We start from the raw sequence: 14,439 nt of genomic DNA, 5'->3' as shown, positions 1-14,439 counted from the left end.
GCTTGGGGGAACGCATGCCGCGAATACCGTGGGACGACCCGATCGCACTTCCGGTGGGCGCCGCCGCCGACCGGTGGCTGACCGTACGGCCCGAGCGGACCGTTCTCGGCGTCATCCACAACGTCACCTCGGCGACCCGCCTGCTCGATCTTCTGCGGCTCTTCGAGGGCGACACCCGCATACAGACGGTCTTCACGTGCACGGGCTCCTCGGCCTTCGAACACGGGATTCCGGAATTCGTTCGCGACCACGGGCTCGTGTGCCTTCCCTGGGCTCAGGCGATTGCCACGAAGTTCGACCTGGCCATCACGACGAGTCGCGGCGGAGATTTGCATCGGATCAATGCGCCGATCATCGGTACGCCGCACGGAATGGGCTACAACAAGATCCTGCGGCAGGAGGCCGGAAGCAGCCCACGGCCGCGCGAAACCGCGAGTCCGGGAAGTTTCGGCCTGACGGCGGAGTGGCTCACGCACGACGGTGCGGTCGTCCCGTCGGCCGTGGTCCTGTCCCACGACGAGCAGTTGTCGCGACTCGCCGAAGGTTGCCCGGAGGCATTGCCCTCGGCCGTTGTCGCCGGTGACCCCTGCCTGGACGAGTTACGGGCCGGCCTGCCGTTTCGCGACGACTATCGGGCCGCCTGGGGGATGCTTTCGGGCCAAAAGCTGGTGGTCGTCTCGTCCACTTGGAGCCGGGAATCGCAGCTCGGGAAATCCCGAGACGTCCTGCGGCACGTGCTGGCGACGCTGCCCCGCGACGAATTCCGCGTCGCGGCGGTGATCCATCCCAACGTCTGGTACGCCCACAGTCCCTGGCAGGTGCGTTCCTGGCTCGCTCCCCTGCAATCCGCCGGGTTGACGCTCGTGCGTCCCGAGGGTGACGGATGGAAGGCCGCGCTGGTGGCGGCCGACGCGCTCATCGGCGATTACGGCTCGGTGACCTTCTACGGCGCCGCTCTCGGACTGCCCACCCTCCTGTCCGGAATTCCCGCCGACGGCACCCTGGCCGAAAGCTCCCCCATCGCCCGACTGCTTCCGCTGCTGCCACGCGTGGACGCGACGCTACCCCTGCCGCGTCAACTCGACGCGGCCGAGCGTCGCCTGCGCACAGATCCGGCCGTCGCCGAGGTCACCGCCAACGCGACCTCCCTACCCGGCGGATCCGCACGCACGCTGCGCACGTTGTTCTACGACCGGCTGGGCCTGAACGAACCGGCGGAACCGGTGGTGGTGCGGCCCGTCGAAGTGCCCGATGCCCGGTCCGTGGTCGAGTCGCGGCGATCACCCGTGGCGCCCGCGTCGATGTCGGCCGTCACCTTCGAGGGGGACGTCGTGGCGTTGCGCCGCTACCCCGCGCACCTTGCCGGCGGAACCGACGCACACCTGACCGACGCTCATCTCGTGGTCGACGAGGCGGAGCCCGACGACCGCCTCCGACTTCGGGCCGATGTCGTCGTGGGTCGGCCGCCGGCCTCCGCGGGACACCTCGCGGAACTGCTCCGCGCCCACCCGGGGTGCCGGGTCGCCGCGCTCCCGGACGGGGTCCGCGCGTGTGTCGTGGGCACGTCGTCCGGTTGGCGCGCGACCGTGCGCTGGGAATCCGCCGACCCCAGGATGTCGGCCGCGGTCGTCGCCTCCGCCGTCTACGGCCGGTCCGCGGGCGGAGGCGATCCCACAACGCTCTCCGTACGTTTGGGCGACCTTGTCGTACCTCTCGACCTGACCGAAGGGGGCAGCCCGACCGAGGACTTCGGTCCGATCCGACAACGCTGATCGCGACGCGGATCCCGGGTGTGAGTCGGTTCGGCTCGGGGTGGGGCGGGGTGGCTAGTCGGGGTGGGTCGGGGTGGGTGGGGTGGTGAAGGAGTGGTGTTCGTGGGTGATGGTCCAGTGGGTGTTCGGCTTGGTGAGGCCGAGGGTCAGGCGTAGGCGGCGGTCGGGGTGGTGTGCGAGGTCGGTGGGGTCGCCGCAGCGGAGTAGGGCGATCGCGAAGGCGACGTCCGTGCCGGCGGTGATCTCCAGCGACTCGATCTCGAAGACGGCGCCGGACGCCTGCCACTCGAAGAAGCCGGGCCAGGTTTCGCGGTACGCCTCGATGCCGCGCACGCCCTGCTCGGGGGGCGGGACGTCGAACATGACGATGTCGGCCGCGTGGTCGGCCGACACGGTGGCCAGGTCGCCGTCGTGCACGGCACCGGCCCAGCGTTCGATGAGATCGCGGATCTGCTGCTCGTCGGTCATGGGTGGGCTCCTCCTCGGCGGCGCCGGCTCCGGGTAGGACTCGCGCGATGGCGAGAACTCATCGCGGCGGTGCGGGCCCGGGCCGAGGGGTGTTCGTGCGGCGCCGGGCGTCCCCGGGCCCGGCGCCGCTTCGTCACGGGTGCTCGACGCCGCGAGCCGGGTCGGCTCCGAGGAGGAATCCCGGGCGTGCGGCGGAGAGTTCGCCGATCGCGTGCGTACAGCGTTCCGTCACGCCCATGCATCGCGGACAGAACATCTCCCGTCGGCGTCGGCCCTCGTCGTCGTGCCCGCGCGGCGGCGTGGCGCCGCCGCTCCGCTTCGTACCCGCACGACCCGTCGCCCGCCTGCCGGCACCCGGCGTGTTCCCGGTCGCTCTCGTCCCGCGCATGTGCACTCCTGTTCGATGAGGTGTAGCGCCGTCGCCCTCACCAGATAAGCCGCCGGCGCCGCGCCGCGCACGCTCGGACCCGGGGCCGGCGCCCCTGAAAGCCCACCCGAACGGGGAAGAACCCGGTGCCGGCCTTGGGGCCGCTCGGGTGAACGCGCCCCTCGCCGGGATGACACCCGGAATACCGCCGCAGGCGACGCCGCCGCAGCGGTCTCCCCTGACACCGCGTCAGCAACCCGGTCCACGCGCCGGGTCCCGGTTCGTCGGCCGGCCGCTCGCGCAGGTCCGCGTACGAGGCCGGCGGGCCTACGCCGCCTTCGTCGCGCGCAGCGAGTAGATCAGCGGAACACGCGGCTGTCCGGCGGGGAAGCGGTAGCGACCGTCGTCGTGTTCCAGGATCGGGAAGCGGGCGAACAGCGAGTAGTCGTGCTCGTGCAGGAACTCCAGGCGCAGCCCGGCGGCGATCAGGGCGCTGACCACGTCGCCGATGCCGTGTTGCCACTCGACCGTCATGTTCGCGGAGGTCTCCGTGTCCGCGTCGGTGTAGGTGCCCGGCTCGTCCCAGACGGTCGGCTCGCGATGGAAGTAGTCCAGTTCGACGGTGCGGCCGTCTTCGGCCAGGACGTCGGTGAACGGGTGGAACTCGGCCAGGTAGAGGAAGCCGCCCGGCGCGACGAGTGCCGCCGCCGTACGGGCCCAGCGGTCGATGTCCGGGAGCCAGCACAGCGCGCCCAGGCCGGTGTAGACGATGTCGAAGGTCGCCCCGTCGAGCGCGGCCTCGGCGTCGTACACGTCGGAGGTGACGAATCGGGCCGTGCTCGCACCGATCCGCGCGGCGATGGCGCCGGCCTCGGCCACGGCCGGTTCGGAGAAGTCCAGGCCGGTGACGGTGGCTCCGCGCCGGGCCCAGGAGAGCGTGTCCAGGCCGATGTGGCACTGGAGGTGGACCAGCGTACGGCCGTCGACGTCGCCCACCTCGGCGAGTTCGAAGTCCCGGAGCGCGTCCTTGCCCGCGACGAAGCCGGGAACGTCGTAGAAGCGGCTGGCACTGTGGATCGGGACCCGCTCGTCCCAATTGGCCCGATTGACGTCCCGCCAGTCGGCCGCGGCCTCGATCTTCGTCATGACCAGCCACGCTAGCCGGCCGCGGCCGCACGGCTCAACCGATATACGGCGGGCCGGCTCGCGCGCACGCCGCCGCGCTCACCCCACCACCGCGCCGCGCCGCGCGTGCGGGATCACCATGGGGGTGCCGGTGATCGGGTCGGGCGCGATGTCGCACGCCAGGCCGAACACGTCGTGGACGCGGGCGGCGGTCAGCACCTCGCCCGGCGGGCCCTCGGCGACGACTCGGCCGGCCTTCATCACCACCAGGTGGGAGGCGAAGCGGGCGGCCTGGTTGAGGTCGTGCAGCACCGCGACGACAGTGCGGCCCTCGGCGTTCAACTCGGCGCACAGTTCCAGGAGCTCGTACTGGTGGGCGATGTCGAGGAACGTGGTCGGCTCGTCCAGCAGGACGATCGGGGTCTCCTGGGCGAGGACCATCGCGATCCAGGCCCGCCGGGCCTGCCCGCCGGACAGGTCGCCCGCCGGGGTGTCCGCGAGGTCGACCAGGCCGGTCCGCTCCAGCGCGAAGGCGATCGCGCGGTCGTCGTCGGGCGACCACTGACGCAGCAGGGTGTGGTGCGGGTGCCGGCCGCGCCGCACCAGGCCGCGCACGCTGATGCCCTCGGGCGCGATCGGGCTCTGCGGCAGCAGCGCGACCCGGCGGGCGAACTCGCGTCCGCGGTGCGCGTGTACGTCCCTCTCGTCGAGGGTGATCGTGCCGCGCACGGGCTTGAGCACTCTGGCGAACGACTTGAGCAGGGTGGATTTGCCGCACCCGTTGGGACCGACGATGACGGTGAGGCCGCCGTGCGGGAGGTCGAGGTCGACGCCTTCGACAACCGGCTTGCGGCCGTACGACAGGGTCACGTCGCGGGCGCTCAGCCCGGCCGGGGCGGGCGCCGGTTGGTCGTTCACAGTCGTCCACTCCTCCATTCGCGGGTCAGCAGGAATCCGAGGTAGGCCCCGCCGAAGGCGAGGGTGTAGATGCCCACCGGCAGCGGCTCGACCCAGGGCAGTTGTTGCGCGGCGAGGTCGGCCACGGTCAGCAGCAGGGCGCCCGTCAGCGTGGACAACACCAGGTGTGGGCCGGTGCCCCGGGTGAGCCGGCGGGCGATCTGCGGCGCGGTCAGCGCGATGAACGCGATCGGACCGGCCACGGTGACCGCGCCCGCGGACAGTACGACGGCCAGTACGACGGCCAGGCTGCGGGCCCGGCCGGGGTTGCCGCCGAGCGCGCGGGCCACCTCGTCGCCCATCTCGCCCAGGTCCAGATGCCGGGACAGGGCCACCGCCGGGCCGGCGACGACGAGCAGGACCAGCCCGATGGTGCCGGCGTCGTCCCAGGACCGGGCCGCGACGCTGCCGTTGACGTACGCGCTCAGCGCGCTCGCCTTGTCGCGTTCGACGACGTAGACGACGTATTGGGTCAGCGCCGTGCCGATCGCGGCGACGCCGATCCCGGCGACGACCAGGCGTCCGGGATCGCGGAACCCGGTGCCGGTGGCCAGGTACACGATGGCCATCGCGCCGATCGCGCCGAGCAGGGCGCCGATCCACACCGGGGTGTCGCCGGGCACCACGAGCGCGAAGATCGCCGCGCCCGCGCCCGCGCCGCTGCTGAGCCCGATCACGTCCGGGCTGGCCAGCGGGTTGCGGGTGGCCGTCTGGAAGAGGGCGCCGGAGAGGCCGAACGCGGCACCCGCGCCCAGGCACACCACCAGGCGCGGCCCGCGCAGCCGGTTGAGCACGAACTTCTCCTTGCCCTCCGCGCCGCCGAACACCGCGGGCAGCAGGTCGCCCGGGGCGATGCCGAGCCGGCCCATGGTCAGCGTGGCGAACGCGGCCGCGACGGTCAGCGTGAGCATGACGATCGCCACGAGCACGGTCGCCCCGCGCACGGGCAGCGCGATCGTGCTCCCGATCCGCAGGTAGCCGCCCGGGCGTCGGGTCCGCGGTGTGGTGCTCATGTGCTCACCCGCATCCGGCGTACCGCGAACAGCAGGGCGGGCGCACCCACGAACGCGGTGACGACGCCCACCATCAACTCCTGGGGGCGCAGCAGGATCCGGCCCACCACGTCGGCGGCCAGCAGCAGGGTCGGACCGAGCAGCGCCGCGAAGCCGATCTGCAGGCGGAAGTCGCCGCCCACGAGGGCTCTGGCGATGTGCGGGACGCCCAGGCCGACGAAGGCGATCGGCCCCACGGCGGCGGTCGCGGCGGCACTGGTGACGGTGGCGGTCACCAGGCCGGCCGCGCGCAGCACGGCGGGATCGGCGCCCAACGAGGTGGCCGATTCCTCGCCCAGGGCGAGCGCGTTCAGGCCGGGCCCGAGCAACAGCGCGACACACACGCCGAGTACGCCGAACGGCAACATCGACCAGAAGACGTCCCAGCCGCGCCCGCCCAGCGCGCCCACGACCCAGTAGCGATAGCTGTCGAAGACCTTTGGCTTGCCGAGCGTGACCGCCTGGATGTACGCGCCGAGCACGGCGGACAGGACCGCGCCGGCCAGCACGAGCCGCACCGGGCCGCCGCCCGCGCCCAGGACGTGCACGAACACGCCGACGAGCAGCGCCCCGGGCAGGGCCCACCACAGGGCCGCCCAGGAGCCGGTGGCACCGGCGAACGCGGTGCCGGTGACGATGCCGGCCGCGGCCCCGGCGTTGATGCCCAGCAGGCCGGGGTCGGCCAGCGGGTTGCGGGTGACGCCCTGCATGAGGGCGCCGGCCACCGCCAGACACACGCCGGCCAGCACGCCGAGCGCGGTGCGCGGGTAGCGGCTCTCCACCACGGTGGTCAGGTACGGGTCGCCGTGCCCGGTCAGTACGTCCACGACGTCGCCGAACGACGTCGTCCTGCTGCCGAACATCACGCTCGCGAAGAGCGCGACGACCAGCAGCACGAGGCATCCGGCGAAGAGAGCGGCGACGCGACCGGCGGGACCGGTGCGCGAGGCACCGGTCCCGGTTCCGGCCGGACGCACGCGCGTGTCGGCGGTCATCCGATTCGTTTCTCGGCCGCGGCTACTTGCCGGCCTTGGCGACCGCCGCGTCGATCTGCGGCAGGTAGCGCTCGATGCTCCACGGCACGGTCAGCGGGTTGATCATCGACGACGCGGTCACGAACGGGTTGTCGTTGCTCGCGACCACCGCGCCGCGCTTGACCGCGGGTATCGAGGCGTACAGCGGCTGGGCCTCGATCTCCTGGCGGGTCTTGGCGTCGGTGTAGAAGGTGAAGACCACGTCGCTGGCGGCCAGCTTGTCGGCGTTCTCCAAGCCGATGAGCGCCGAGTCGGTGCCGTCGGTCTCCGGGAAGGTGTTCACGATCGGGTCGACCTTGAGGCCGAGCGAGGACACCACGGACACGCGCTGTTCCTCGGGCTTGAAGACGCCGAGGGTGCCGGGGCCGGTCGTGTAGATGTAGGAGAACGTGACGTTCTTGTAGTTGGGCCGGGTGGCCGCCGCGTCGGCGAGCTGCTGCTTGATCCTGCCGGTCAGCTCCTGGGCCCTGTCGGGCCGGCCGAGGGCCTTGCTGACGATGTCGATCTGCTGGTCCCAGTTGGTGCTCCACGCCTTGTCCGGGTAGGCGACCGTGGGCGCGATGTCCTTCAGCAGGTCGTACTGCTTCTGCGTGATGCCGGACCAGGGGGCGAGGATGACGTCCGGGTCGAGCGCGGCGATCGCCTCGATGTCCAGTTCCTCACCGCCCTTGAACTGCTTGGGCAGCTTGCCGCCGGCCTTGGTGACCGCGTCGTGCACCCACGGCAGGTAGCCGGACTTGTCGCTGCCCCACTCGTAGCTCTCGATGCCCACCGGCACCTGGCCCAGGGCGATGGCGGTCTCGGTCGATCCCTGGCCCAGGGTCACGATGCGTTCGGGCTTCTTGGTGATCTTCGCATCGCCGAGCGCGCTCTTGATGGTCACCGGGAAGGCCGACGCGGCGGGCGCGCCCGAACCGGCGGGCGCCGGGGTCGCGGCGCCATCGGTGCCGGCCGACTTCTTGTCGTCGTCCTTCGAGCCGCAGGCGCCCAGCGCGAGGGCGAGCACGGCGGCGGCGACCGGCACCGCGAATCGGCGGCGGATCATGCCCTTGGGCAGCGGGGACATCGATGACCTCTTTCTTGCCAACCGAACAGTCGGCCATCAACCCACTACAGTGAGTAGCCGAGCATGGGCGGTGTCGTACAGCCCGAGAATGTCGCGCTTGTTAGGTCAGCCTAAGCTAAACGACCATCGCGCCTCAATGGGCCCCTCCTCGGACACATCGACCTCCGCGAGGGGCGGGGCGGCGATCACTGCGTGTCACCGACACGCAGGCGCGTCACGCGACCCGACTGCCCGCGCCGGCGGATCCCGCACCGGTGGTCGTACCGGGTGCGGGCGCGGGGCTCGGTGTCTCCCGGCGGAAGTGGCTGGGGCGGCCGTCCCGGTGGACCAGGACGCCCGATCGTGCCGCTTCGGCATGGTGGAGCAGGTGCGGGCGGCCGTCGGGGTGGTGCAGGACGGTGGCGTGCCAGGGAGTGGCCCACACGTCGGGGGCGTCCAGGAGGCGGATGCCGAACTTCTCCGCGCCGCGTCGTTGCGGGTGGATGGACAGCCGCAGTGCGTGCGGGTGGTGCTCGGCGACCAGGTCGCCCCAGGCGCGGCTGCGTTGGATGACGCCGTACGCGCGGGCGCGGCAGTCGCGTTGCAGCGCGGAGCGGGTGCCGGGGAAGTCGACGGCGTCCTCGAAGAGGAACCGGGTGATGCCCCGGTACAGGCGCAGGGTGTCCTCGTCGGCGCGCACCTGGGCCCGCAGTTGCGCGATCGTGGGCGCGTGGCGCGCGTGCAGCCAGGCGCGCTTGTCGTCGTGCGAGTCCTCGCCACGCACGTCGCGCAGGTCGAAGACGCTCAGGTGGTGCAGGTCCTCGCAGGCGATGATCGCGCGCAGTTCGTCGGCATAGGCGTCGATGTGCCCGTCGGGCACGTGGATCAGGTCGGCGAAGACGTGGCCGTCGGAGCAGATGACCATCCGCGCACCGGGCGGGTGTACGGCGGCGATCGCCGCGCACAGGCGGTGCAGGAACGCCAGGCTCAGGCGTTCGCCCTCGTCGGGCAACGTGCCCAGGACCTTGGCGGGGTTGGGCGACTTGCACGGGAAGCCGGGCAGGGTGAACACGACGGGTTCGTCGCGCCCGACGAAACGGGCGAGTCGGTCGAGTTGGATGGGGAAGTCCGCGACCGATTCGCCCACCACCCCGCCCGTGTCCGCGGCGCCGGCTCCGGCCTCGGTCGCGGTGCGGCGTTCCTCCTCCGTCGCGCGGCGGTGCGGCAGCAGGAGGTTCAGGATCGCGGCGCAGGTCGCGGACGTGTTCGCGCGGTCCGCGGGATCGTGGGGGTGGGTGGCGTGCATGGGTCGGCTTCTCCACGGGGGCAGGGCGGCAGGACGCCTCGGCGCGGGCGGCGGGCGGTGTGGGGGCGGCACGGGCGGGACGACCCGGGCGGCGGTGGCGGGTTCGGGTGCTCGGGTCAGACGCGTTCGGTGTACGTGACCGGGAGGGAGTCGACACCGCGGGCGAGGACGGCGGGAATCCACGCGATGTCCTCGACCGGTACCGCCGGCGCCAGGCCGGGCAGGCGCGCGAGGAGGGTGCCGAGGGCGACCTGGAGTTCGACCCGGGCCAGGGCGGCGGCCGGGCAGAAGTGCATGCCGTGCCCGAACGCCAGATGCGGGTTGGGGCTGCGGTCGAAGTCGAGGGTGTCGGCGTCCGGGAAACGTGCGGGATCGCGGTTGGCCGCGCACAGCGAGACGATCACCGAGTCGCCGGCGGGCACCGTCGTGCCGTGCAGGTCGTCGTCCGCGCCGAGGAAGCGCCACGTGGTGAGCTCGAACGCGCTGTCGTACCGCAGCAGTTCCTCGACCGCGGCGGGGAGCAGGGTGGGGTCCTCGCGGAGCCGGGCCAGGTGTCGGGGATGGCGCAGCAGGGTCATCAGCGCGGTGCTGATCTGATTGGTGACCGGTTCCTGTCCGGCGACCAGGAGTTGGAAGACCATCGAGTCCAGCTCGTGGTCGGTGAGCTCGCCGGCGGTGTGCGCGGCGACCAGTCGCGCGAGCAGCCCGTCGTCCGGGTTCGCGCGCCGGTCGGCGACCACGTCGGCGATGTAGGCCTGCAGCGCGCGCAACCGGCCCTCGTAGGCGGCGCGTCCGGGGTCCTTGGGACCCACCGGCTGGACCACCTTGCACCACTCGCGGCGAAATCCGGCGGCCGACTCGGCCGGGAGACCGATGACTTCGGCCAGCACCAGGAACGGGAAGCGGGCGGCGAAGCACGCGACGACGTCCGCGCCCCGGTCCGCGGGCATGGCGTCGACCAGGATGTCGGCCAGCTCTTGGATGCGCGGTCGCAGCGCGTCGATCCGACGCGGCGCGAACGCGTCGGTGACCAGGCGCCGCATCGCGGTGTGCTTGGGCGGGTCCTGGTGCAGCAAGTGCACCTGCAATTGGGCGTGTTGCGGCTCGGGCATGATCGAGGCCAGCGCCCGCCACCGGTCGTTGCCCAGGTCGTGGTTCTTGCCCAGACGCGGGTCGTTGAGCGTCGCGTGCGCCGCGTCGTATCCGGTGACCAGCCAGGCCCCGACCCCGCTCGGGAAGCGCACCCGATGAACGGGGCCGGCGTCGCGGAGCTTGGTGTACAGGGGGTACGGGTCACGCTTGTACTCGGCCCCGTACAGTTCCACCGGTTCCACCGGTTCCACCGGTTCGAGGCTGTTCGCGCCGGATTCGGCCTGGGTCACGGGTGTTCGCCTTCCTGACGAGGTCGTGGGGCGGGTCGGGTGCGCGGCGGGTGTGCGGGACGCGGTGGGTGCGGGGTGCGCGCGGGGCGCGGGGGGCGCGGCGGGGGCGGTCAGAGCGTGACGCGCGGGTTGTACTCGTCGAGCCACAGAGCCAGGTCGACGACACGTTCCAGGCGCAGCCGATGGCCCCACGGGAGCCGGTCGGCGGGGGCGTCGAGGCAGGCTTTGATGGCCGTCTCGTCGGCGATGCCGCGTATCTCGCCGCCGCGCGCGTCGAGCGCCTCGCGGGCCAGGTCCTGGAGGCCGCGGTTGTAGTCCGGGTGGTGGGTGGCCGGGTAGTGGTTCTTGGCTCGGCGCAGCACCGAGGGCGGGGCCAGGGTGTCGCCGGCGGCGGCCCGCAGCAGGCTCTTCTCCCGACCGTCGAAGGTGTGCAGCGACCACGGCGCGTTGTAGGCGTATTCGACGAGGCGGTGGTCGCAGTAGGGCACCCGCACCTCCAGTCCCTGGGCCATGCTCAACCGGTCCTTGCGGTGCAGGAGTTGGCGCAGCCAGCGGGTCAGCGACAGGTGCCGCAGTTCGCGCAGCCGATGTTCGCCGGCGTCCTCGTGGTCCGCGTGCGGGACGGCGGCGAGCGCGGCGCGGTAGGTGTCCGCCCGGAACTCGCCGATCCGCAGGGTTCGGGACAGATCCGGGTGCAGCGGCATGGCGGCCTCGTCGCCGGTGACCCGCAACCAGGGGAAGGTGTCGGCGGCGAGCGCGGCCGGATCGTGGAACCACGGGTAGCCACCGAAGACTTCGTCCGCCGCCTCGCCGGAGAGCGCGACGGTGGAGTGCCGACGGATCTCGCCGAACAGCAGGTACAGCGAGGTGTCCATGTCGCCCACGCCGATCGGCGAGTCGCGGCAGGCGACGACCGCACGGCGGTGGTCGAGGTCGAGCAGGGCGAGCGGGTCCAGGACGACGGTGTCGTGGTCGGTGCCGATGAACCGGCCCGCCTCCGCCGCAAACGGGGTGTCGTGCCCGGTGCGCAGCACGTCGGCGGTGAACGAGCGGGCCTGGTCGGTGTAGTCGACCGCGTAGGAGCGAATGCGCGCGTCGGGGCTTTCCCGCAGACGCAGTTCGTCGGCGAGCAGCGCGGTGACGACGGTGGAGTCCAGGCCGCCGGAGAGCAGGCTGCACACCGGCACGTCCGCCTCCAGTTGGCTGCGGCAGGCGTGTTCGACCAGGTCGCGCACCCGCTCGACGGTGCTGTCGCGATCGTCGTGGTGGGGTTGTATCGCCAGTTGCCAGTAGGCACGCTCGCGGATGCCGTCGCGGTCGAAGGTCAACATCGAGCCGGGCGCGATCTCGCGGATCCCGGTCCAGACGGTCGGCCCGGTGTCGAACAGCAGGCCGTAGGCGGCGCGCAGCCCGTCCGCGTCCACGCAAGGGTCGATCTCGGGATGTGCGAACAGCGCCTTGGGCTCGGAGGCGAAGGCGATCCCGCCCTCGACCTTCGCCCAGTACAACGGTTTGACGCCGAGCCGGTCGCGGACCAGTACCAGCCGTGCCCGACGGACGTCCCAGATCGCGAACGCGTACATGCCCTCCAGATGGTCGACGCAGCCCTGGCCCCACTCCCGGTAGGCGCGCAGCACCGTCTCGGTATCGCTGCGCGTGCGGAACTCGTGCCCGGCACACCGGAGTTCCGCGCGCAGTTCGTGATGGTTGTACACCTCGCCGCTGAAGCCGAGGACCACTTCGGGATCGTCGCGCCGGTCGGTCATGGGTTGCCGGCCGCCCGCGATGTCGAGTACGGCCAATCGCCGGTGTCCCAGGGCGGCATGGGCGTCCAGCCACGCACCACCGGCGTCCGGTCCGCGCCGGGCGAGCGTCGCGGTCATCGCGTCGAGGGTCGAGCGCCGTGGCCGCGCGTCGTCCCGGAAGGACACCCAGCCGGTGATACCGCACATACGTGGTCCGTCCTTCGGTCGGGAGACGGGGCGAAGCCGTCACATCGGTTCGGGATGGGACGGGCGGGCCCGTGTTGTCGATCTCGGTCTCGATCTTCGCGGCGATCCGCCCGCACGGGCGGCGACGAGGGAGCCATCGCACCACCGACACGCACACACGTCCGCACACGCATCCGAGTAGTCGGGCGGCGATCGCCTCCGGTTCCGGACTCGGCACCGTTTTCCCGCGCGGCTCGGTCCGGCCCGCGGCGGCGACGGCGCGAAGGCGCACGTCTCGGCGCACCACGGGCGGCCAGGGTCAACGCCGGAGAAAGGCCGCGTCGGACGGATCGGCCGGCGCGGGGCGCGGCGCGGAAGGCGGCTCGGGGCGGTGCGAGGGGCAGCGGGGCGGCGAGGGGCAACCGGGCGACCGGCCCGGTCCGGTCCGCCGGGACGTGCGGTGTCGGAGCGGACCGCTACATTCTTCAGGCTGCCGGAGACTTGCCCCCCAACCAGGTCCGGCGGCGAGACGAACGGTCCGCCGCCCCCAGGCGCACCCCTCGCGGGGCGGCGGACCGTTCAAGCCCGCAGGCTTCGACCGTACGCCGACCGTTCCGGCCCCGAGGCCGCGAGGGCCGCGCCGAATACCGCGGGACGATCCCGTCGCAATCCGACGCGACCCCGGCGCGACCCCGGCGCGACCCGTCAGCGACCTCGGCGGGAGTTGAGCCGGGCGGCCTGGCGCGTCAGGTGGTCGCGTTCGGCGAGGTTGGACGCCTTGTGGGCCGCCTCGGCGTACAGCCGTGCCGCCGTCGCCGGGTCGCCGTCGCGCTCGTGCAGGTACGCCGCCACCGCGGTGTGCCGAGGCAGCGAGTCCTCCAGCGCCGCGAGCGCCGCCAGGCCCGCGCGCGGTCCGTCCGCCTCGCCGACGGCGACCGCGCGGTTGAGCCGGACCACGGGGCTGTCGGTCAGGCGCACGAGTTCGTCGTACCACTCGAGAATCTGCACCCAGTCGGTCTCCTCGGCGGTGGGCGCGTCGGCGTGCAGCGCCGCGATCGCGGCCTGGGCCTGGAACTCGCCCAGCCGGTCCCGGGCGAGCGCCGCCTGGAGGATCACGACGCCCTCGGCGATCGACGTGGTGTCCCACCGACCGCGGTCCTGCTCGGCGAGCGGCACCAGGCTCCCGTCCGGCGCGGTACGGCCGGCCCGCCGGGCGTGGTGGAGCAGCATCAGGGCGAGCAGCCCGGCGACCTCGGGGTGGTCGATCGCGGCGGCGAGTTGCCGGGTGATCCGGATGGCCTCGGCGGCGAGGTCGACGTCGCCGGAGTAGCCCTCGTTGAAGACCAGGTAGAGCACACGAAGCACGGTAGCGACGTCGCCGGGCCGGTCGAACCGCACGCCGGAGACGGTGCGCTTGGCCCGGCTGATGCGCTGCGCCATGGTCGCCTCGGGCACCAGGTAGGCCTGGGCGATCTGGCGGGTGGTCAGCCCGCCGACCGCGCGCAGCGTGAGCGCGACCGCGGAGGAGGGCGTCAGCGAGGGGTGGGCGCACAGGAAGTAGAGCTGGACGGTGTCGTCCGCCGCGGGCGCGGGCCCGGGTGCCGGCTCCTCGTCGACGCGGTCCTCGCGCCGACGGCGGGCGGCATCCGAGCGGGTGGCGTCCAGGAACTTGCGCCAGGCCACCGTGACCAACCAGCCCTTCGCATCTCGCGGCCGGTCGGCCGGCCAGACGCGGAGTGCCTCGACCAGGGCGTCCTGGACGGCGTCCTCGGCTGCCGCGAAGTCGGCTCCGCGGCGCACGAGGACGGCGAGTACGCCCGGCGTGAGGCTCCGGAGCAGGGCTTCGTCCATCGGTGGGGTCACTCCGTGACGGTGGGGTGCGTGCCCAGAAACGGGCGCAGTTCCAGCCATTCGTGGATCGGGCGCCCGCCCGCCCCGGGGGCGGCCGACAACTCCCCGGCCAGTTCGACGGCGCGCTCGTAGCTCTCGACGTCGATCAC

11 protein-coding genes and 1 pseudogene are annotated in these 14,439 nt (G+C 72.6%); 1 reads left to right on the top strand and 11 read right to left on the bottom strand.

Going from position 1 to position 14,439, the window contains the following annotated elements; all coding sequences use genetic code 11:
• Positions 1 to 14: 14 nt before the first annotated feature.
• On the top strand, positions 15 to 1,772 hold the full coding sequence (locus ACZ4FV_RS36400; RefSeq protein WP_465324734.1) for a hypothetical protein: 1,758 nt from the start codon (positions 15 to 17) through the stop codon (positions 1,770 to 1,772).
• A 54-nt stretch (positions 1,773 to 1,826) separates the two neighbouring features.
• Here ACZ4FV_RS36400 and ACZ4FV_RS36395 read toward each other — a convergent pair whose 3' ends face one another.
• From ACZ4FV_RS36395 to ACZ4FV_RS36345, 11 genes and pseudogenes are all read right to left on the bottom strand, one after another.
• Positions 1,827 to 2,240, bottom strand: coding sequence for a YybH family protein (locus tag ACZ4FV_RS36395; RefSeq protein ID WP_402237111.1), 414 nt, complete (start codon positions 2,238 to 2,240; stop codon positions 1,827 to 1,829).
• Between the two features lie 694 nt (positions 2,241 to 2,934).
• A complete protein-coding gene (locus tag ACZ4FV_RS36390) occupies positions 2,935 to 3,753 on the bottom strand; it encodes a class I SAM-dependent methyltransferase (RefSeq protein WP_395865112.1) in 819 nt (272 codons plus the stop codon).
• 78 nt (positions 3,754 to 3,831) lie between these two features.
• A complete protein-coding gene (locus ACZ4FV_RS36385) occupies positions 3,832 to 4,668 on the bottom strand; it encodes an ABC transporter ATP-binding protein (RefSeq protein WP_402237108.1) in 837 nt (278 codons plus the stop codon).
• Complete coding sequence (locus ACZ4FV_RS36380) at positions 4,647 to 5,702, bottom strand: FecCD family ABC transporter permease (protein ID WP_395865116.1); 1,056 nt, start codon at positions 5,700 to 5,702, stop codon at positions 4,647 to 4,649. The genes ACZ4FV_RS36385 and ACZ4FV_RS36380 overlap by 22 nt, the downstream gene beginning before the upstream one ends.
• Complete coding sequence (locus ACZ4FV_RS36375) at positions 5,699 to 6,736, bottom strand: FecCD family ABC transporter permease (protein WP_465324728.1); 1,038 nt, start codon at positions 6,734 to 6,736, stop codon at positions 5,699 to 5,701. The genes ACZ4FV_RS36380 and ACZ4FV_RS36375 overlap by 4 nt, the downstream gene beginning before the upstream one ends.
• Before the next feature lie 22 nt (positions 6,737 to 6,758).
• Positions 6,759 to 7,841 (bottom strand): iron-siderophore ABC transporter substrate-binding protein, encoded by a 1,083-nt coding sequence (locus tag ACZ4FV_RS36370; RefSeq protein ID WP_395865121.1) that lies wholly within the window; start codon positions 7,839 to 7,841, stop codon positions 6,759 to 6,761.
• 214 nt (positions 7,842 to 8,055) lie between these two features.
• Complete coding sequence (locus ACZ4FV_RS36365) at positions 8,056 to 9,126, bottom strand: L-tyrosine/L-tryptophan isonitrile synthase family protein (RefSeq protein WP_395865123.1); 1,071 nt, start codon at positions 9,124 to 9,126, stop codon at positions 8,056 to 8,058.
• Positions 9,127 to 9,242: 116 nt separating this feature from the next.
• Positions 9,243 to 10,508 (bottom strand): cytochrome P450 family protein, encoded by a 1,266-nt coding sequence (locus tag ACZ4FV_RS36360; RefSeq protein WP_465324724.1) that lies wholly within the window; start codon positions 10,506 to 10,508, stop codon positions 9,243 to 9,245.
• 110 nt (positions 10,509 to 10,618) lie between these two features.
• Entirely contained in the window at positions 10,619 to 12,460 is a 1,842-nt protein-coding gene (gene asnB, locus ACZ4FV_RS36355) for an asparagine synthase (glutamine-hydrolyzing) (RefSeq protein ID WP_465324722.1), read from the bottom strand.
• A gap of 684 nt (positions 12,461 to 13,144) precedes the next feature.
• Entirely contained in the window at positions 13,145 to 14,290 is a 1,146-nt protein-coding gene (locus tag ACZ4FV_RS36350; RefSeq protein ID WP_402237226.1) for an RNA polymerase sigma factor, read from the bottom strand.
• A gap of 8 nt (positions 14,291 to 14,298) precedes the next feature.
• Positions 14,299 to 14,439 (bottom strand): annotated as a pseudogene (locus tag ACZ4FV_RS36345) (YciI family protein); the annotation flags it as partial.

Source organism: Embleya sp. NPDC025285 (genome assembly GCF_055558835.1).
Note: the sequence above shows the minus strand (reverse complement) of the source record. Positions and strands in the feature narration are given on the sequence as shown.

Bases quoted from the DNA above. Each gene is read 5' to 3' on its own strand.
- ACZ4FV_RS36375 (WP_465324728.1), bottom strand. From the start codon at position 6,736: ATGACCGCCGACACGCGCGTGCGTCCGGCCGGAACCGGGACCGGTGCC.
- ACZ4FV_RS36370 (WP_395865121.1), bottom strand. From the start codon at position 7,841: ATGTCCCCGCTGCCCAAGGGCATGATCCGCCGCCGATTCGCGGTGCCG.
- ACZ4FV_RS36400 (WP_465324734.1), top strand. From the start codon at position 15: ATGCCGCGAATACCGTGGGACGACCCGATCGCACTTCCGGTGGGCGCC.
- ACZ4FV_RS36380 (WP_395865116.1), bottom strand. From the start codon at position 5,702: ATGAGCACCACACCGCGGACCCGACGCCCGGGCGGCTACCTGCGGATC.
- asnB (WP_465324722.1), bottom strand. From the start codon at position 12,460: ATGTGCGGTATCACCGGCTGGGTGTCCTTCCGGGACGACGCGCGGCCA.
- ACZ4FV_RS36395 (WP_402237111.1), bottom strand. From the start codon at position 2,240: ATGACCGACGAGCAGCAGATCCGCGATCTCATCGAACGCTGGGCCGGT.
- ACZ4FV_RS36390 (WP_395865112.1), bottom strand. From the start codon at position 3,753: ATGACGAAGATCGAGGCCGCGGCCGACTGGCGGGACGTCAATCGGGCC.
- ACZ4FV_RS36350 (WP_402237226.1), bottom strand. From the start codon at position 14,290: ATGGACGAAGCCCTGCTCCGGAGCCTCACGCCGGGCGTACTCGCCGTC.
- ACZ4FV_RS36365 (WP_395865123.1), bottom strand. From the start codon at position 9,126: ATGCACGCCACCCACCCCCACGATCCCGCGGACCGCGCGAACACGTCC.
- ACZ4FV_RS36385 (WP_402237108.1), bottom strand. From the start codon at position 4,668: ATGGAGGAGTGGACGACTGTGAACGACCAACCGGCGCCCGCCCCGGCC.